We start from the raw sequence: 19,289 nt of genomic DNA, 5'->3' as shown, positions 1-19,289 counted from the left end.
ATTTAATTTACTTTTTGGTATAAGCCTCCGCTTTCTTCTGTGCATCATCCAGAATCGACTGAATATCCTCCTTGGTCATTAACGCTTTCGTTACCGATTCACCAAAGATTTGCCATACCTTGGAGTCTGCATTCGCAAACGTTGGCAACCCTTGCACATTGCCGGCCATCGCCAGATAGTGTTGGTACATTTCCGGATGTGCCTCTTTATATGCATCGGTTTCAGCGACCGATTTCAACACTGGGGACCGGACACCCGTATCGGCGATCAGCTGTTGAATCTCCTCGCTGTACATTGCGCGAATATACTCAAATGCAGCTTCCTTGTTCTTTGCATCCTTCGGTACGGCATGAAACGCAGCACCGATGGTGATATTGCCGGCTTTGCCGTCCGAGGACAGCGGGATTTGCGACATACCGTACTCGATGCCGATTTGCGAGCTCTCGATCGCACGCCACGGACCGTCGATCAGATAAGCGATCTGTCCTTTCTTAAACGCATCGAAATACGTTCCCTCATTGGTGTTGACCATTAAGCCCGCTGGATGGTTGGCGTTCAGCTCTTTTAAGAACTGTACCGTTTCTACGTTTGCATCGGAGTTAAAGACAGGCTGCCCTTGATCATCGGCAAATCCTCCGCCATTGATGACAAGCAAAGTCCCATACCGCAAATACCCCCCGGCATTCGGTCCAGCATAGACCCCGCCGCCGTAGAACTTGCCTTTTCCTGCTTCTGTGACCTTCTTCACGTTCGCCAGCAGCTCATCCCACGTTTCCGGCGCTTTGTCCGGGTCCAGACCTGCTTCCTGCACCAGCTTCTTGTTCCAGAACAAGCTGCTTACGCCAGGTTGCGAAGCAAAACCGTAAATCTTGCCGTCATACTCCATCGGCTTCCAGGCAGCCGGTGCTACTTTTTCACGAATTTCTTGAGCCATGTCATCTGGGAACGGTTCAAGCAATCCCTGTTGGGCAAACCCAGGCATTTGCGTTTCCCCAACGATGATATCAGGCATGTTCTTCGCCAGGAATCCCGCCGTTTGCTTCTGGATCAGCGGCTCCCCCCAGCCCCAGTCCTCGGTTTTCACCGTAATGTTCTTGCTTTGCATTTTCTCATTGATGATCGATTGATAATAGTACGGGAAGACGCCTGCTTTCTTCAGCGGTTGACCCGGCGTATAGTTGAAATCCTCTGCTGTAATCCGGGGATTCAGCGTCTCGTCAGCGATTTGTCTTTCTTTGTGTTTCTCCAGCAGTTCGCTCAGCACCCCGACGCCAACCGCTACGGCTCCTTCATTTAATACGGTAATGGTAGCGCCTTCAGAAGAGGACGAACCTTGATTCCCTGATGCTCCATTAGTCCCTGGGTCGTTCGCAGCCTGGTTACCTCCAGTGTTACCCCCTCCAGATCCGCAAGCCGCTAGTAGGGTGATGAGTAACAGCGATAGAAACATGACGTGGAACTTTTTCAACAACATGCTTGAACCCCTCCAAAAGTCATTTTATTCAGCGTGAGTGTCCATTAAGTCAAGTTTTCAATACGGGTGTTGAACTGTTTTCATCGATTCGATCCATAACGGACCGGTAGTGCAACTTCGACATAAAAAATGAGTTCCCGGGCTTCCTAACCTTTGATCCCTGTGTTCGCCAAGCCCTGCACAATATACTTCTGGAAGAAAGCAAAGATCAGCAGTGCTGGAATCGTGATGCCAAGGCTCAGGGTAATAATCATCGGATAGTTGATGACGGCGCCCGGGCTTGCTCCAACGGAGGAAATTCGCGTGATCGCCGCAGGAAGCGTTTGCAAACTGTCGTCTGTTGTATAGAAGAACGGGGTAATAAAATCGTTCCACGTTCCGAGCGCTGTCGTAATCGCGATAAACGCCATAATCGGCAACTGCAGCGGGAAGAGGATCTGGAAGATCAGTCGCAACGTTCCGGCCCCATCCACAATTGCAGCTTCGTCGATTTCCAGCGGTACTTTTTCCAGCGACTGCTTCACCAGAAACGTCCCCATAATGTTGATGCTAGGTCCGCCGATCAAGTAAACCCACCAGGAGTTCAGAATCCCAGTCCCGCCGGTAAAGATATCGTTCCCCCCGGCAAACGGGAAGCGGGCAAATTCAAGGTAAGTCGGAATGATCGCGAGCGTCCCGGGAATCATCTGCGTAGCAAGCATGATCAAGAAGATCGTATCCCGTCCTTTAAACCGCAACCGTGCGAACACGTATCCCGCCAAAAATGAAGTCAAAATCGCCCAAAACGTGTTGTAAGCGGTACGAATCAGCGAGTTCTTCATATAAGTAGCTACGGCGGCATCCGTGGACCCGACGATCAGCGCCTTGAAGTTCTCCAACGTTGGCGCTTTCGGAATGGGGAAGATGCCTAACACCGTTGAGGAGAATTCCGTCTTGTTGAAAAAACCAGCAAGCACCATGAAGATCAACGGGTAGAGCAAAATGAGCCCAACGCCAAGCAGGATAAGATGTCCCAGTAAATGAACGGGCTTAAACTGTTTGCTAACTTTAGCGTTCAAAGGACTGGGCATGCGGGAGCGCCTCCTTTTTCGCAGATTTGACGGGCTTGATCGGAATGGTTGTCCGACGATCGGATTTCGTTGACCAGTTGTAATACAGCACAGTCACGAAGATAACGATCAAGGCCATGATAAGTGAGGAAGCGCCAGCCATCCCCAAATTGAAGTCCCAGAAGCCGTCCCGGTAGATCCGGAACACCAGCACTTCGGTTTGCCCATAAGGCCCGCCGTTCGTGATGAATAAGACCTGCTCGTAAATCTGGATCGCTGCGATCAAGTTCGTAATCACGATATACGTCGCGATAGGTTTTAACCCTGGTAACGTGACATACCGCAGCTTTTGCCACCGTCCTGCACCATCCATTTCCGCCGCCTCGTATAAGGACAAATCTACGGATTGCAGACCGGCCAACCAGATTAAAGCGGCTCCGCCAACCCCTTTCCAGACCGAATAGACCACAATCCAGAAGATGCCCCATCCGACAGAGTACTGCCATACGATAGGTTCCTTGCCCATCGCTTTCAGCAGGTTGTTGATGACCCCATTGTTTGAATCGAGAAAAATGTTGAATACTTGCGTGGTCGCTACCGTTGCCGTGATGGCGGGGATGTACCAAATGGAACGATAAAATCCTTTGCCGAACAGCGGAAGGTTCATCAGCAGTGCAGCAAAAAAGCCTGCTCCCAGCGTAATGACCGTGACTAGTCCGCCCAGCCAGATCGACCTCCACAATGCATCCGTGTATACCGGGTTGTTAAAGAAGCTAACGAAGTTATCAAACCAGATGAAATTAGGTGTATCTGCCAATCCCACCCATTCGAAGAACCCTAGCACGAAACCGAACAAAGTGGGGAAACCCGAAACCACCAACCATGCCAAAAACATCGGCACGAGGATAACGGCGGCGATCAAAGCATCTTTACGCTTCCCTAACCTGCGCTGCATTGCCTTTCGCTTCTGTAATCCCGCGGTTTCCATCGTCCAAGCAACCCTCCTTACTGTGAAGTGCACTGTTAAAGCTTTTTTGTTCTAAGTTGTATTATCTATTTGCAATATTAAATATATTTCACTATATCATTTATGTCAAGTATTAGATATATCATTTAATGCTAATTTGCTATAAAAAAGACACCTAGCTTGCAAGGGCAAGCAGGTGCCCTGTCAATCTATTTACTTTACTCGTTTCGCAAGTGGGCCCGTAGATTGACTTTCAATTAATTTTGGCTCGAGGATCACTTTCGTGTACCCCGCATCTTTCTGCTCAGGCTTCTCGAGAATGTCCCGCAATATCCGAGCTGCGGCTTCTCCCATCTCAATTTCCGATTGCGAAATATGCGAGAAGAATCCCCATTCATGCAGCCCCGGCGAAGGATCGTCAAACGTCAAGATCGAGATGTCCTCCGGTACCCGAAGCCCTAGTTCTTTACAAATTGAATAGATGTGCAGGCCAAGCCGTCCGTTCAGTGTGATATAAGCGGTAGCGATCTGGTTCTTGATAAACCGGTACAAAGGGTGCTTCTTGTCAATCTCGCTGTAATCCACATTGAAATCCGTGAGGATCAGTGCCGGATTAATCATCGCGCCCTTCTGTTTGAGCGCCTCCATATATCCGTTAATCCGTTCCTCTACCGTAATGGTGGGCAACGGGGAATCGGAGCAGATGGCGATATCGCGATGCCCCAGACCCCACAGATAATCAACAGCAAGCTGTCCGCCGATTAATCCGTCGCTGCGCGACAAGTTCGTCGCCACTCCCGGCAAATACCGATCGAGCAGCACAAACGGGTAACCCCGCATCTTCAGGGCTAAAATTTCCTCGTTGTACGTTTCCGCATCACTTGGGAAAATAATCAGACCAGCGGCTCCTTTGCGAATCAGATCGTTGATCGCTTCCTTCTCTCTTTCAATGGAATTGTACGTCAAGACGATTTGCAGGCTGTAAGGACTGTCTTCAAGAATGTTCGTAATTCCTTGAAGCAGGCGGATGGCAAAATAGTCTACCATCATTGGCATAATGAGCCCGATCGTGGTGCGCCCCGGAATATGGGATGCTGCTTCAATCGCTCCCAGCGAAGGATCCGTTCCCCCTCCGTTTAACGCTCCGGGGTGGACTTGTGCCCCCGAATTTCCGTCCAGCACAGGCCATAATCCGCCCCCCTCTGCCAGAGAGCCTTGATGGCGTTGCAATAGCTCGCCAATCCCCTCGCTGACGAAGCTTCCACGTCCAGGGATCCGGTAGATCCACCCGTCCTTCGCCAGCTGCATCAAGGCATTGGCTACCGTTATTCGGCTGACGTCGAACTGTTCCATTAACTCTTTTTCTGATGGGATCTTATCGTTCTCCCGCAGCTTCCCCTGCAGGATCATTTCTTTGAAGTGCTGTTGAATCTGCATATACAACGGTTTACGTTCGTTTTGCATAAGGCTTCTCCTATCTTATTTCTCTCCATATATTCACATTATATCATTTATAGCATTTCGTCAATCCATTTCAAGTCATTCGCTCCCTTGACATTCACTATTTGATATATTAAACATATTATACAGGTGCTATCGTTTTCTTTACACATTTCATAAAAAGGAGGGAATTTGTGAATCCAGCGTTTCAGAGAGCCTGTCGATGAGCGATAGCCCTAATATGCAGATACGAGGTGAACACATTTGCTTCGCAAAATAACGATGACTTGTCTCATTTTATTCTGCACCATGTCCTTATCCTTAGGTACCACCTCTGCATCGGCAACATCCTCAGTGGAAACGGCGTCAAAGAATACGATCAGCTGGCCTAAATCGCAAGCGCTTCCAAGCTTCGGAAAAGTGAAACGGCTGGATGTGGCCGACGTCGCCAAAGCGCCGGGCGACATTCGCATCATGCTGGCTACGCTGCAAGGTGTGGTCAACCGTTCGGAGCCGCGCATTTATTTGCTGGAGAATGAAGAAGAAGGCAAGCTGACTTGGCTTAATGATCTCAAGGTTCCTTATCAACTGCACAACGAGGCTTGGGATCTTGTGAAGAAGTACAAAAATGAAGTGAAGGGCATCATCATCTACGATCCGGAGGTTCCAGATTCAATTAACGTCGCTACGACCTTAGCCGGGCTTAAAAATGGGATTGTCGTCAGCCCGGACCTCGCTCAGCAACTCCAAGCGGCCCCTTATCGCTTGAAGGTGCTTGAGGATTTGCGCGGCCGGTTCGAGGATCGGATGGATGCTTATACATGGCAATATGAACATCTGTGGAAAGAAACGACGCATCGTATGCTGATCGGGCTTAGTCCCAGCGTCTCCATCAAAATCCCTCCGGGACTCCCCGAATCGTTTGAGGTGATCGCCGAAGAGACCCGGCAGATTCGTGATGCCAGCAACAAAGGCACCTACGAGCTAGATTTGACGTCGTTTCTAGGGGGAGATGCCGTCTATTTGCGGTTTGATGATGCGTTTATCGAAGACGGTTGGGGCTCCGCCGTACATGAAGTCGTGATCAAGGCCGATGGTCAAACGATCGCTCAGTTCATTCCGGGTACACCGGAAGAAGAAGAATTTTTATACGATCGGCAGGATTCGCAAATTTCTGCGGGTGACGGCGGGCACCGGTTTGCCGACAACGGGCGCTATTTCGTCTATCGCTTCGTTCCTCCTGCAGGTACGCAAGAGCTGACAGCCTCTGTGGTTATGTGGAACCAGTTCAAGGTCTCTGCCGGCAACGTTCAACCGCTCTCCTCCGAACAGAAGGAGCCTTACGGTTACCTGCGGGATTATGCCGTCGCGAACAAAGCGATGGTGTTCTGGTTGGAAGTTAATGATCCGGAGCAAAGAGAACTGTTTGAGAAAATCTTATCGGACGTCGAGCCCGGAACCCCTTATCTCGGATGGTTCAGCAACGACGTTGCAGGTGAGTTCAGCTCTGTCGAAGTGACCTCGAACCATGGTGTTTACGTCTTGGCTGCCGATTGGTTCAGCAACTTGACCGTTTTCTCCGGCACCCAAGCGAAGCAGGTTAAAACCAAAGCCCCTGCTGCTCCGCCATTAGAAAATAAAATCTATGTCACGTACACCTTCAGCGAGGGCGACAACTTCCAATATAACCAGCACCGGATGCGGATTCTGTGGGATGATCCGGCCCGCGGTCAGGTGCCAATCAACTGGACGTCCAGCCCGCTGCTGTACGATGCCGCTCCAGCAATGCTGAACTATTATCGCCAGTCGGCCACCGATAACGATCTGATCATTGCCGGACCGTCCGGTGCCGGATACTTCTATCCGGAGGCTTGGCCGGAAGCGACGTTTGCTGAATTCTTGAAGAAGTCCTATAAATACTTACAGAAATCCGGCATGACTCTCACCTATGTCTTGAACCGGATTGACAGCAATAACGTGCCACTGGGTTCCTCTTATGCGGACGCCTATGAGCGCTACTACAAAGCCCCTGGCTTGTTCCTGAGTTGGGAAGATCGCCACGGCGTGGAAATCGTTAACGGTTCTCTGCCGGTATCCACGATTCAAGGCATCAGTACCGTCCAAGACGGCCTGCGCGTCCTGGAACAAGCGAAAGCGAATTGGGACGGTAAGTCCCCGCTGTTCGTATCGCTGGGGCTGCTGGCTTGGAGCCTGACGCCTTCGGATGTGGTCGCCATGACGGAAGCCCTCGGACCGGAATTTGAAGTGGTACGAGGCGATCATTACTTCACCCTCATTCGTCAGGCTAACGGGTTGTCCGTGAAGCCGCATTCGCTGGAAATGGACGAAGAGCCAGCTGCGGTACAATAATTTTTAAACCTCAAAAAGGTCTGCATAGCCAGCTGATGTCAGCTGATATGCAGACCTTTTGATTTTCTCCAAATTATTAAATCGCAACCTTCTTGCCTTCCGTTGGCAAAGCCACCCAGTGCCCCTTGGACACTTCGACCAGTTGGGAGTTCTCCAGATCATACTTGTCCACTTCCGTGGATTCTTCCACGATAGTCCGCCTCTTCTGCGACTCAACCTTCGGATCTGTAACCGGAACCGCAGCGAGCAGCGATTTGGTGTACTCATGCTGCGGATTGGCGTACAGTTCTTCGCTTTCGGCAAGCTCAACGATTTTCCCCATGTACATGACGGCAACACGATCGCTAATATGCTTTACCATCGATAGATCATGCGCAATAAACAAATAAGTCAGTCCTAATCGCTGCTGAAGCTCTTCTAGCAATTGAACCACCTGGGCCTGAATCGATACATCTAAAGCAGAAAGTGGCTCATCACATACAATAAACTTCGGGTCCACCGCAAGCGCCCGGGCAATGCCGATTCGTTGACGCTGACCTCCGGAGAACTCATGAGGATATCGTTCCGCGAAAGCCGGTTCTAGCCCCACCATATCGAGCAACTCTTCGATCCGCTTCTTCCTTTCCGTCCCGCTGCTGACCAAACGGTGCACATCCAGGGCTTCCCCGATAATATCTGCGACTCGAAGGCGTGGATTCAGAGAGGCATAAGGATCTTGAAAGATCATTTGCATGTACCGGCGCATCGTTTTCATTTCTTGTGCAGATAATCGATTAACCGCAATCCCTTGATAAAGGACGTCCCCTCCCGTTGGTTGATGAAGGCGCAGGATGGCGCGGCCGGTTGTGGATTTCCCGCTTCCCGACTCTCCTACTAACCCCAGGGTCTCCCCTTCGCGAATGTGAAAGCTGATATCGTTGACAGCTTTCAAAATATTTCCCTTCCCCAAATCAAAATACTGTTTCAAAGACTTCACTTCGATCAGCGGACGCTCTAAATTCGAGTTGTTCAGAATTAATGATGCGGGTTTTGCCCTTTTGGGTTCATCCAAACGCGGTAAGGCGTTTAGCAACTTGAGGGTATATGGATGCTGCGGATTCGCAAAGATCTCTTCCGTTGTCCCGCTCTCCACAATGGCGCCTTCCTTCATCACCACAACCCGATCACACATCCCGGCAACCACTCCTAAGTCATGGGTGATCAGAATGATGGAGGTGCCAAAACGCTCCTGCATTTGTTTCATCAAGCTAAGAATTTGCGCTTGAATGGTGACATCGAGTGCTGTCGTAGGTTCATCGGCAATGAGTAAAGCAGGCCGACAAGCCAAGGCAATAGCGATCATCACGCGCTGGCGCATCCCTCCGGAGAACTCATGGGGATATTGGTTATACCGCAGCTCGCTGTTTCGAATTCCAACCAACTTCAACATTTCAAGCGCTTGAAATTTAGCCTCTTTCTTGGACAGCTTCTGATGTTTGATCAGCCCTTCGGCAATTTGTTCCCCGATCTTCATCGTGGGGTTCAGTGAAGTCATTGGATCCTGGAAGATCATCCCGATATCCCGGCCGCGGATGCTCTCCATCTCTTTCTCCGAATAATTTGCTATCTTATTCCCTAGAAAAAAGATTTCGCCCTCTTTAATATCCGCAGGTGGAGTAGGCAACAGACGCATGATTGCGCGGGCTGTTACGCTCTTCCCGCTGCCGGATTCGCCGACGATGCCAAGCGTCTCCCCTTTTCTAACCTCGAAACTAACCCCCTTAACAGCTTCAACTTCCTGGTCCCGTGTCCGAAAGGATACGGATAAATTGCCTACCCGCAGTATCGTCTCCATCTTTACAACTTCCTCCCGTCCATCTCTGTGAAATCTACCGTTGACATCAAATAACTCCTAAAATAATATATACTATAACGATCGGAATAATGCAATTTGTGAATAAGAAAGGTGGATCATCCATGGAAGCCGCACCCGCGGCGAGAGCCGCTAATGCTGAACCAGTGAATGCAAAGCCCCGTTTCAATCGGAGAGTCGGGTCCATTTATGCCAAAATGATGCTAGATTCCTCCTATAAATATTTCTTGCTTCTCTTAGGAGCTCCGGTAAATCTCTTCGCCTTCTTCGTGTACTGGCTCCGGAAGCGTAATGATGCTTACCGGCTGCTGCTAGCGAATACGAGAAAGGAACTGCTTGCTTCCGGGTACAAGGATGAGCTAAAAGCGGAAATTCTGGAGCAACTGCGTCAGAAGCAGCGTTTCTTCGGGGAAACCGTATCACCGGAAAAAATAGAGCTGCTCGCAGAGAAAGAAGCAGAGGGTAAATTTCGGGAAGCCGTTCATGATGCCGCAGAGCAAAAAAGAATCCATCTGCATCTGGTACGAACCGATTTTGTTGGGACGTTTCAGGACTTGGTCGAACGCTCCTGGTTTCTTGCTCTTTCGCTTATTCCCGGCATCCTGATGTATTTGTTGATGTTTTTCTATAGCAGTCCTTATCTGAAATACATTTTCGAGCGATGCGTCATGGCCCTGTTCGTTATTGTGGGCGTATCCATCACGGTCTTCACGATCCTTTATTTATCGCCGATGAATCCTGCCGCCAATATTCTTGGAGAGACGGCAACGGAAGAGCAGATTGCACAGTTTAACAAAATCTATGGACTCGACCAATCCTACCTCGTGCAATTATGGAACACGATCAAAGGGATCGCGACCTTTGACCTTGGCAAATCGTTCGCCGGCAATGAACAGGTGACGGAGACGATTGCCCGTAAATTTCCGATTACACTGACGTTAACTACAATCTCGTTGTCGCTGGCGATTCTAATCGCCATTCCTGCGGGGATCCTGTCCGCCGTCAAACGCAATTCACTGTGGGACTATATATTGATGTTCATCGCGCTAATTGGCTTATCGATTCCGAGCTTTTGGCAAGGGTTGATCTTCATCTTGAATTTCTCGATCAAGCTCCACTGGTTGCCGGCGACCTTCAACCCGCAAAACGCGTTGTCGATCATCATGCCCACCCTTGTCTTGGGTACCGGACTCACAGCGGCCATCGCCAGGATGACGAGGTCCTCTACACTCGAAGTCATTGGCGAGGACTATATCCTTACCGCCAGAGCTAAGGGATTAAACAAGCGGCAGGTGTTGCTCAAACATGCAGTGCGTAATGCCCTCATTCCGATCGTAACCGTAATCGGCTTGCAATTTGGCGGAATGTTAGGCGGATCGGCCGTGACGGAGAAGGTGTTTAATATCAGCGGCATCGGCAGTTACATCGTAGATAAGCAGTTTGTTCCGGATATCCCCAGCATCATGGGCGGCGTGGTCTATACCGCGATAACGATCTCGATCATCAACGTAATTGTTGACGTTCTGTACGCTTTCTTCGATCCGCGAATTCGGACGAAAATGAAACAATACTGAAGCAGGTGCAAATGAGATATGGCCAAAGCCCTTTTTTCCTCAACCCGAAAATTTAACACCGAAGTGAAGCTCGCAGTGTACACCCTGTTCACAGGTGTGTTTGTAATTGCGCTGTCCGCCTTGAACTTGTTCAAACCCTATGTTTCAGACACTTTCCTTCCATCAATGTTTGTGCTAATGCTCATCGCGTTGTTTCACTTGATTGCACTTGTGCTCGTAGCCCGGTATACCGATGACCGTAGCGCAGCTCCTGGATTAGTCTGGATCGCGGTCTTATTGATTTTAACCTCTGTGACAGGCAATCTATTTGCTTTACTGCTTGGGGTGAATCTGCTGATCAAACTACGGAATCATGGCAATCCAGGGACCTACAAGTGGGAGGAAGTTTGGAGCAAGCTGACCCGGAGCACGCCGTCTATGCTTGGACTGTTCTTTATCATCCTTTTGTTTTCGCTCTCGGTATGCAGCTTTTTTACCTTTGATTACGCGATGGCCACCGAAAACAACTACAGCGCCATCCTGCAACGCCCAAGTTTAGCCTATCCGCTTGGTACGGATAATTTCGGTCGATGTCTGTTTTCACGAATCGTGTTTGGCGCTCGGATATCATTAGTTGTTGGCTTCCTTTCGACCGTTCTGCCATTCATAGTCGGCGGTGCTCTGGGAGCGATATCCGGATACTACGGGCGGCATACCGACAATATCATCATGCGGTTCTTGGACATTCTTTACGCTATACCGGGAATTTTGCTGGCGATTGCCATCATCGCGGCCTTTGGTGCTAATACGGTAAATCTCATCTTAGCGCTAAGCGTTGGTGCCATTCCGACCTATGCAAGAACGATGCGGGCTAACGTACTGCTCGTATCCACTTACGAATTTGTTGAGGCGGCCCGGGCTTTGGGAACTTCCAATGCCGCAATTATTTTCAAGCATATCGTGCCGGGGGCGCTGGCGCCGATGATCGTCAAGTCAACCTTAACGATTGGCACCGCCGTCATTTCTACCAGCAGTCTCAGCTTTCTTGGACTTGGCGTAGAGCCGCATATTCCGGAATGGGGCAATATTTTGAAGCTGGGCAGCACGTATCTGGAATCCCATTCCTACTTAGCCGTTTATCCTGGACTTGCCATCATTGCGCTTGTTCTGTCCTTTAACTTCTTGGGCGACGGGCTCAGGGATGCGTTAGATCCTAAACTTGGCTAACGTCATTTACACTTTTCTGGAGTGGTTATTCTTTCGTTTTTCGTCTGCGGAAAATGAATGAACATATTATTTTTTTACTTAATTGAGGGAGGAATTATAGAATGAAGAGAAAACCACTACTTATCTTGCTGATCGCTTTGATTTTGGTGGCCAGCGGATGCTCTGTGAAGACCAAGTCGGACGTAGCCGGCAACCAAAGTACCCCCAATGCAGAAGCGGAAAACACGGTAGATCAAACTCCTGTAGAAATAGAGCTGCTCGCCTCCAGCTCCAACGAATCCGATGTTAACATCATCCGAGACCAGTTGACCAAAAACGGCTTTAACGTGAAGTTGAATCTCCAACCGGATTACGGCAGCTTTAAAGCCCAACAAGACGCGGGTAACTTTGACATCGCTTTGTCCAGCTGGACGACTGTAACTGGCAACCCTGATTACGCCGTGAGATCGCTGTTCAAGACCGGCGGTGATTACAGCATCTTAGCCGATCCGGAAATTGATCAATTGATCGACAAAGCTGCAACTGAGACACCGGAGCAATACAAGGAGACTTATAAGCAATTTGAACAACGGCTGGTCTTTGACAAAGCCTATATCGCACCACTTTACATTTCTTTGAAGAGCCAAGCCATTAACAAAGACATTTTGAATCCAGCTAGCGTTAGATTGTCTAAATCCCGTGCCCTGGCCTGGGAGAGCATCGACTTCAACGATACGTCCAAACGCGATAAAGAACCACTGCTGCTTACGCAAGCGGCTTCCGTGTTAACATCCCTGGATCCCATCAAGGGCAACGACGGTTCCATTAACCAACTGAACACCAATATGTACGTTCGCCTGATCAACTTAACGGATGATGACCAAATTACTTCCGAAGGTTCCCTCTCCCATAACCACACCATCGCTGAAGGGAACTCGGAATACTATTTCCTGCTTCGGGATGATATCAATTTTGCAAAGATCGAAGACAAAAAAGCAGTCGACACAGGCGAGCGTGTAGGTGCTGACGACGTCGTCTTCTCCTTGCTGCGAGCAAAGGACAAAAATTCGGTACCCGATCATCGCACTTACAGCTTACATGAACATATCAAGAACGTAGAGATCGTCACGGACTTGTCTTCCCTAGATAAGATCCAACGAGCCGGCGGCGGCGGAAGTGTCAGAGAAGCGCTCGAGGCCGGATTGGAAACGAAAATTAAAGAGCTCGTTGCTGATAAGAACCAAGCTGACAATAAAGCTGGCAAATACCAGGTCGTCAAACTGACCACCACAGAGCCATTCCCGCAAGTTCTGAACTACTTGGGTCACCAGTCGGCAGGGATCGTGTCCAAGAAACAAGTCGAGAGCATCAATACGTATGACGTAGCTACCTTCGACGTGAACAAGGACGTTCCATACGGAGATCAGAACACTGTGACGGAAGGCCCTCAATACAACAACACTTTGTATGCCAGCGGACCGTACATTTTATCATCCAAGAACGACTACGAGGCCACCTTCTATAAAAATCCGGGATATCGGAAAGGCAGCGAATATGAGCCAAAAATCTCTACGGTAAAAGTTCGCTTTATCGCCGATGCCGACAGCGCTCTGTCCGCACTGCGCAACAGCGAAATCCACCTGTATTACGGCGTACCGGAAACGAAGTATGACATTGTTAAAGGCGACAGTAAGCTGCAACTGCAAACTATCGAAAGTAACGGTGTGACTTACCTGCTCTTTAATACCAAAGGACGTCCTGTTGCCGAAAGCGAGGATTTGCGTAAGGCCGTGCTTTATTCCATCAACCAGGATGAAATTCTAGCCTTCTACAATGGCAATAAGATCAAAGCGGCCTCTACGGTTAGCCCGTTGGTGAAGACCGGCAACGAGTTAATCGCGGATCCAGCGAAAGTGCAGGAGTTCTTAAACAAGTATCGGAGTGCTTCAAAATAAACCGTAGTAAGTAATGAATCAGCCCATCACACGATTTCTGAACAAGGACGTGTGATGGGCTTTTTTTCAAAGCTAAGGTTGAACCACCGTTAACTTAGCTCTCCCTCTGGGTTTGCTGTCGCTGCGGCCGCTCTCATAATATATGATTTGAAAGGTGCACCTTCTGGTGCCTGGCTCCAAAGCTGATATCCTTTGAACGACTTTAATTGGTCCATTGCGCTTGAATCTCTCCCTGCCATGGTTACGCGGTTTACCCTTCCAATAAATTCCGCCATGATCGTTAACTCTTCTGGAGATAAGGATTCCAGGATTGGTGACGATGACAAACGTTTATAGTATTTGGCTCTGGCCATTTTCAAAGTACGTTCTTCTTCATAATGAGTAAATTCCTGAAGCTGAGGATCCTTGACCGCTGCATACTTCGCCCATCCCTCTACGTCCAGCGGGTACGCTTTGTAATGAAACGTATGATCAGCCGGCGTATAATCAAGCACACCAAATAAATGAGGATAAGCGGCTAATGCCTCTTCCGAAATGTCATACACTGGCTGTTGAGCGACCTGCCGATCGATAACAATACTTTGCTGATGGCTATGGCCGCTTAACACCACTTGAATTCCAGCTTTCCGGAACACCTCCGTTGCTTCAGCACTGTTATTCAAAGTGAAGCCTTCCGATAACATTGCGCTGTGTACCAGTAAATTATGATGCATAACTGCAATTAGCTTAGCCCCATTATCTGCAGCAAGTTGTCCGCACCGCTCAATCCACTTCAGCGTTGACGGTGAAAGCCCCCCGTCCAGTTGCGGGTAGTTAATCTCTTCATTTCGCTTGTAACGCGCCGTGTCCAACATCAACAGCCACACCTCATCTGAAGGAGCCGCCAGGTAACTTAAGGTGCTTTTATCGACCGAAATCGCCTCGTTATAACCATAATCCGCATAAATCATACGAAACTGCTCCGGTGTGATGCTATCGGTTTTATATTGACTGCCTTCCTTAAACCTGCGAGCCCAGGGATTGAGAATATCGTGATTCCCGGGCACTACGTACACCCGGGCACCTGTGTTATCCAGATCCCGAAGCCGTTTCTCCAAATCTTTATGACTTTGATGTTCCCCATTATTGGTCAAATCTCCGCTAAACAGCACAATATCCGCTCTCCGCAGTGATACTTGATATTCCAGTGCCTGCATCAGCTCATCGCTGTATAGCAACTGCTTCCCATCTCCGTTTTCAACAAAGCTTTGAAAAGCACTGCCGCCATCGTTCAGGCTTTTAGCTAAGTAATGCATATCGGTGGCGGCAATCATTCGAAGGGGTTGTCCGGCAGGAAGACGCGAAGGACGCTCGTGTTCCCGCTTCTCTGCGATCGCACATCCAACTGCAGCAGTGAGTAATACAGCGAGAAAAAGGAGCTGCAGCGCATAGATCCATATATTCTTCATCAATGATTCACCTGCCCTAATCCGTTGAGCTCCCAATACTGTGTATATACACTATGAATGCAGAGCATTATTTGATGTTCCTCCGTAATTTCTGCAAGATCTGCTGTAAGCTCTTCAACTCATCAGCGGACAAGCATTCTTCTTCCAAAAAACGTTGGGCCTGATTCCAATAAGTCTCCGCCTGCTCCAGAACCGATATGCCTTTCTCAGTTAAATGAATTAAGTTCGCTCTCGAGGATGAAGAAGAGGTTATTTGGATAAGCCCTTTGTCCTCTAAAACTTTAAAATTTCTAACCAGCGTTGTCCGCTCCAAATCAAGTCCTTCAGAGACCTGGAGCATCGTACAAGCTCCTATACGCTTGATATATTGCAACAAGGTGTATTGCGTCACCTTCAGCCCACATGGTTTCATAACATCCTCATAGTATTGGGTCACAGCTCGGGAAGCCTGCCTTAAGTTCGCGCAGTAGCAAGCCAAATCACCTTTAGCAAATGCCTCAGCCATCTTCTTACTCCTTTCTGTGTGTAGATACACTCCAATGATGTGAAAAGTGTAACAATATAATCTACAGATTGTCAAGGAAGAGGATTACAAGTGCAAAATAAAAACAGTTCACTAGATCTTGGATCTAATGAACTGTTCTGTTAATTGTAATGCCGGTGAAGGGACTCGAACCCCCACGGTTTCCCTCACGATTTTGAGTCGCGCGCGTCTGCCAATTCCGCCACACCGGCACATATAAAATGAATTAAAAGTGCGGAAGACCAGACTTGAACTGGTACGGTAGTCACCTACCGCAGGATTTTAAGTCCTGTGCGTCTGCCGATTCCGCCACTCCCGCGAATTATCAATGGAGGCGCCACCCAGATTCGAACTGGGGATAAAGCTTTTGCAGAGCTGTGCCTTACCACTTGGCTATGGCGCCATAATATAGAATGGAGCGGACGACGGGAATCGAACCCGCGACCCTCGCCTTGGCAAGGCGATGCTCTACCGCTGAGCCACGTCCGCTTAAACTGGGGATATAGGATTCGAACCTATGCATGACGGAGTCAAAGTCCGTTGCCTTACCGCTTGGCTAATCCCCACTATATTTGATTGAGAAAGAAATGGGGCGATCGATGGGACTTGAACCCACGAATGCCGGAGCCACAATCCGGTGCGTTAACCCCTTCGCCACGACCGCCATAATATAAAGTTTATCAAGAGAGAAAAAGTGGCAGGGGCAGCAGGAATTGAACCCACACCAAAGGTTTTGGAGACCTTTGTTCTACCTTTAAACTATGCCCCTAGAAAACTGGTGGAGGCTGATGGATTCGAACCACCGAACTCGTAAGAGAACAGATTTACAGTCTGCTGCGTTTGGCCACTTCGCTAAGCCTCCACGTGGTGCCGGCGAGAGGACTTGAACCCCCAACCTACTGATTACAAGTCAGTTGCTCTACCAATTGAGCTACACCGGCTCTTCAACATAATTGTTGAATGGTGGCTCGGGACGGAATCGAACCGCCGACACGAGGATTTTCAGTCCTCTGCTCTACCAACTGAGCTACCGAGCCTTAATATGAAGTTAAATGGCGGAGCCGACGGGATTCGAACCCGCGGTCTCCTGCGTGACAGGCAGGCATGTTAGGCCTCTACACCACGGCTCCACACGAGAATAATGCCATCCTCTTCAAGAGGATAATTGCGGGGGCAGGATTTGAACCTGCGGCCTTCGGGTTATGAGCCCGACGAGCTACCGGGCTGCTCCACCCCGCGTCAGTATTAAAGATGTTATGGTGGAGGCTGAGGGGATCGAACCCCCGACCCTCTGCTTGTAAGGCAGATGCTCTCCCAGCTGAGCTAAGCCTCCATGGGAAAAGACAAGTTATATTGTACCAGACATCCCATTCATAAATCAAGTCAGTCAGCAAAAGAACTTGAAATGAAGGGAAGAAATGACCCGTAGGGGATTCGAACCCCTGTTACCTCCGTGAAAGGGAGGTGTCTTAACCCCTTGACCAACGGGCCATGTAATAATAATGGCGGAGAGAGAGGGATTCGAACCCTCGAGACGCTTGTGACGCCTACACGATTTCCAATCGTGCTCCTTCGGCCAACTCGGACACCTCTCCATGTGTTTTTGGGGCCCCCAGAAAGTAATCGGAATAAACTACAAAGCTTATCGTCACTTTCTGGGGACTTAGACTCCCCGAACAGGACTCGAACCTGTGACAACTCGATTAACAGTCGAGTGCTCTACCGACTGAGCTATCAGGGAACATTATAAAGTTATCAAGGTTTAATCCTTGAAAACTGGATACGAAACTCAACTGCATTTTAGAGTTTTTTGGATAAGCCCTCGACCGATTAGTACCTGTCAGCTCCATGCATTGCTGCACTTCCACCTCAGGCCTATCAACCTTGTCGTCTTCAAGGGGTCTTACATACTGGGAAATCTCATCTTGAGGGGGGCTTCACGCTTAGATGCTTTCAGCGCTTATCCCGTCCGCACTTAGCTACCCAGCTGTGCTCCTGGCGGAACAACTGGTGCACCAGCGGTGCGTCCATCCCGGTCCTCTCGTACTAAGGACAGCTCCTCTCAAATTTCCTACGCCCACGACAGATAGGGACCGAACTGTCTCACGACGTTCTGAACCCAGCTCGCGTACCGCTTTAATGGGCGAACAGCCCAACCCTTGGGACCTACTTCAGCCCCAGGATGCGATGAGCCGACATCGAGGTGCCAAACCTCCCCGTCGATGTGGACTCTTGGGGGAGATAAGCCTGTTATCCCCAGGGTAGCTTTTATCCGTTGAGCGATGGCCCTTCCATGCGGTACCACCGGATCACTAAGCCCGACTTTCGTCCCTGCTCGACTTGTCAGTCTCGCAGTCAAGCTCCCTTTTGCCTTTGCACTCTTCGAATGATTTCCAACCATTCTGAGGGAACCTTGGGGCGCCTCCGTTACTCTTTAGGAGGCGACCGCCCCAGTCAAACTGCCCACCTGACACTGTCCCCGTACCGGTTCACGGTACCAGGTTAGAACTCCGATACGATCAGGGTGGTATCCCAACGGCGCCTCCACCGAAGCTGGCGCTCCGGCTTCCTAGGCTCCCACCTATCCTGTACAAATCGTATCAAAGTCCAATATCAAGCTGCAGTAAAGCTCCATGGGGTCTTTCCGTCTTGTCGCGGGTAACCTGCATCTTCACAGGTATTAAAATTTCACCGGATCTCTCGTTGAGACAGCGCCCAAGTCGTTACGCCATTCGTGCGGGTCAGAATTTACCTGACAAGGAATTTCGCTACCTTAGGACCGTTATAGTTACGGCCGCCGTTTACTGGGGCTTCGGTTCACAGCTTCGGGGTAAACCCCTAACCGCTCCCCTTAACCTTCCAGCACCGGGCAGGCGTCAGCCCGTATACTTCGCCTTGCGGCTTCGCACAGACCTGTGTTTTTGCTAAACAGTCGCTTGGGCCTTTTCACTGCGGCCCCCTCGGGCTATTCACCCTACCGAGGCACCCCTTCTCCCGAAGTTACGGGGTCATTTTGCCGAGTTCCTTAACGAGAGTTCTTCCGCGCGCCTTAGAATTCTCTTCTCGCCTACCTGTGTCGGTTTGCGGTACGGGCACCTTCTCCTGGCTAGAGGCTTTTCTTGGCAGTGTGAGATCATGACCTTCGGTACTGTAAATTTTCCCTCCCCATCACAGCCTAGCCTTACGGTGTGCGGATTTGCCTACACACCAGCCTCACTGCTTGGACGAGCATCCATCAGCTCGCGTCACTACCCTACTGCGTCACCCCATCGCTCATAACGGATTACGGTGGTACAGGAATTTCTACCTGTTGTCCTTCGACTACGCCTTTCGGCCTCGCCTTAGGTCCCGACTTACCCTGAGCGGACGAACCTTCCTCAGGAACCCTTAGGCTTTCGGCGGATCAGATTCTCACTGATCTTTTCGTTACTCATACCGGCATTCTCACTTGT

Annotated in this window: 9 protein-coding genes, 16 tRNA genes, 2 pseudogenes and 2 other annotated features; of the genes and pseudogenes, 4 read left to right on the top strand and 23 right to left on the bottom strand. The window is 49.7% G+C overall.

Annotated features, from left to right (window positions below; translation table 11 throughout):
* Positions 1-7: 7 nt before the first annotated feature.
* The 4 genes from C812_RS01305 to C812_RS01290 form a co-directional block, all read right to left on the bottom strand.
* Positions 8-1,474 (bottom strand): extracellular solute-binding protein, encoded by a 1,467-nt coding sequence (locus C812_RS01305; protein ID WP_016310883.1) that lies wholly within the window; start codon positions 1,472-1,474, stop codon positions 8-10.
* 146 nt (positions 1,475-1,620) lie between these two features.
* Complete coding sequence (locus C812_RS01300; protein WP_009224694.1) at positions 1,621-2,544, bottom strand: carbohydrate ABC transporter permease; 924 nt, start codon at positions 2,542-2,544, stop codon at positions 1,621-1,623.
* Complete coding sequence (locus C812_RS01295) at positions 2,522-3,511, bottom strand: carbohydrate ABC transporter permease (RefSeq protein WP_016310882.1); 990 nt, start codon at positions 3,509-3,511, stop codon at positions 2,522-2,524. The genes C812_RS01300 and C812_RS01295 overlap by 23 nt, the downstream gene beginning before the upstream one ends.
* Before the next feature lie 192 nt (positions 3,512-3,703).
* The gene (locus tag C812_RS01290; protein ID WP_009224692.1) at positions 3,704-4,954 is read right to left on the bottom strand and encodes a GntR family transcriptional regulator; all 1,251 of its coding nucleotides are present in this window, start codon (positions 4,952-4,954) and stop codon (positions 3,704-3,706) included.
* Between the two features lie 396 nt (positions 4,955-5,350).
* Here C812_RS01290 and C812_RS01285 point away from each other — a divergent pair, with 396 nt between their 5' ends.
* A complete protein-coding gene (locus tag C812_RS01285) occupies positions 5,351-7,300 on the top strand; it encodes a GxGYxYP domain-containing protein (protein WP_244268267.1) in 1,950 nt (649 codons plus the stop codon).
* A 76-nt stretch (positions 7,301-7,376) separates the two neighbouring features.
* On the opposite strand, the pseudogene C812_RS01280 reads toward C812_RS01285, so the two are convergent.
* Positions 7,377-9,137: pseudogene (locus tag C812_RS01280) on the bottom strand (ABC transporter ATP-binding protein); the annotation flags it as partial.
* A 119-nt stretch (positions 9,138-9,256) separates the two neighbouring features.
* On the opposite strand from C812_RS01280, the gene C812_RS01275 reads away from it, so the two are divergent.
* From C812_RS01275 to C812_RS01265, 3 genes and pseudogenes are all read left to right on the top strand, one after another.
* Positions 9,257-10,726, top strand: coding sequence for an ABC transporter permease (locus tag C812_RS01275; RefSeq protein ID WP_016310879.1), 1,470 nt, complete (start codon positions 9,257-9,259; stop codon positions 10,724-10,726).
* Between the two features lie 72 nt (positions 10,727-10,798).
* Positions 10,799-11,932: pseudogene (locus tag C812_RS01270) on the top strand (ABC transporter permease); the annotation flags it as partial.
* Positions 11,933-12,033: 101 nt separating this feature from the next.
* A complete protein-coding gene (locus C812_RS01265; RefSeq protein WP_016310877.1) occupies positions 12,034-13,866 on the top strand; it encodes an ABC transporter substrate-binding protein in 1,833 nt (610 codons plus the stop codon).
* Positions 13,867-13,955: 89 nt separating this feature from the next.
* Here C812_RS01265 and C812_RS01260 read toward each other — a convergent pair whose 3' ends face one another.
* The 18 genes from C812_RS01260 to C812_RS01175 form a co-directional block, all read right to left on the bottom strand.
* Positions 13,956-15,314: a metallophosphoesterase gene (locus tag C812_RS01260; protein WP_016310876.1), complete on the bottom strand. Its 1,359-nt coding sequence runs from the start codon at positions 15,312-15,314 to the stop codon at positions 13,956-13,958.
* A gap of 67 nt (positions 15,315-15,381) precedes the next feature.
* Positions 15,382-15,819, bottom strand: coding sequence for a MarR family winged helix-turn-helix transcriptional regulator (locus C812_RS01255; protein ID WP_016310875.1), 438 nt, complete (start codon positions 15,817-15,819; stop codon positions 15,382-15,384).
* A 150-nt stretch (positions 15,820-15,969) separates the two neighbouring features.
* Positions 15,970-16,049, bottom strand: a tRNA-Leu gene (locus C812_RS01250).
* A 21-nt stretch (positions 16,050-16,070) separates the two neighbouring features.
* Positions 16,071-16,156: transfer RNA gene (locus tag C812_RS01245), tRNA-Leu, on the bottom strand.
* A 10-nt stretch (positions 16,157-16,166) separates the two neighbouring features.
* Positions 16,167-16,240: transfer RNA gene (locus C812_RS01240), tRNA-Cys, on the bottom strand.
* A gap of 11 nt (positions 16,241-16,251) precedes the next feature.
* Positions 16,252-16,326 (bottom strand) — tRNA-Gly (locus tag C812_RS01235).
* Between the two features lie 5 nt (positions 16,327-16,331).
* Positions 16,332-16,403 (bottom strand) — tRNA-Gln (locus tag C812_RS01230).
* Positions 16,404-16,425: 22 nt separating this feature from the next.
* Positions 16,426-16,501: transfer RNA gene (locus C812_RS01225), tRNA-His, on the bottom strand.
* Positions 16,502-16,532: 31 nt separating this feature from the next.
* A tRNA-Trp gene (locus tag C812_RS01220) sits at positions 16,533-16,606 on the bottom strand.
* 7 nt (positions 16,607-16,613) lie between these two features.
* Positions 16,614-16,699, bottom strand: a tRNA-Tyr gene (locus C812_RS01215).
* A gap of 3 nt (positions 16,700-16,702) precedes the next feature.
* Positions 16,703-16,778, bottom strand: a tRNA-Thr gene (locus C812_RS01210).
* A gap of 20 nt (positions 16,779-16,798) precedes the next feature.
* Positions 16,799-16,874 (bottom strand) — tRNA-Phe (locus C812_RS01205).
* A gap of 16 nt (positions 16,875-16,890) precedes the next feature.
* Positions 16,891-16,967: transfer RNA gene (locus C812_RS01200), tRNA-Asp, on the bottom strand.
* Between the two features lie 35 nt (positions 16,968-17,002).
* A tRNA-Met gene (locus C812_RS01195) sits at positions 17,003-17,076 on the bottom strand.
* Between the two features lie 18 nt (positions 17,077-17,094).
* A tRNA-Val gene (locus C812_RS01190) sits at positions 17,095-17,170 on the bottom strand.
* A gap of 86 nt (positions 17,171-17,256) precedes the next feature.
* Positions 17,257-17,328: transfer RNA gene (locus C812_RS01185), tRNA-Glu, on the bottom strand.
* Between the two features lie 12 nt (positions 17,329-17,340).
* A tRNA-Ser gene (locus C812_RS01180) sits at positions 17,341-17,432 on the bottom strand.
* A gap of 73 nt (positions 17,433-17,505) precedes the next feature.
* Positions 17,506-17,578, bottom strand: a tRNA-Asn gene (locus C812_RS01175).
* A gap of 81 nt (positions 17,579-17,659) precedes the next feature.
* Positions 17,660-18,520, bottom strand: a sequence feature (23S ribosomal RNA rRNA prediction is too short).
* Position 18,521: 1 nt separating this feature from the next.
* Positions 18,522-19,271, bottom strand: a sequence feature (23S ribosomal RNA rRNA prediction is too short).
* Between the last annotated feature and the right edge of the window lie 18 nt (positions 19,272-19,289).

The organism is Paenibacillus barengoltzii G22, assembly GCF_000403375.2.
Taxonomy (GTDB): Bacteria; Bacillota; Bacilli; order Paenibacillales; family Paenibacillaceae; genus Fontibacillus; species Fontibacillus barengoltzii.
This window is presented reverse-complemented; position numbering and strand designations above follow the sequence as displayed.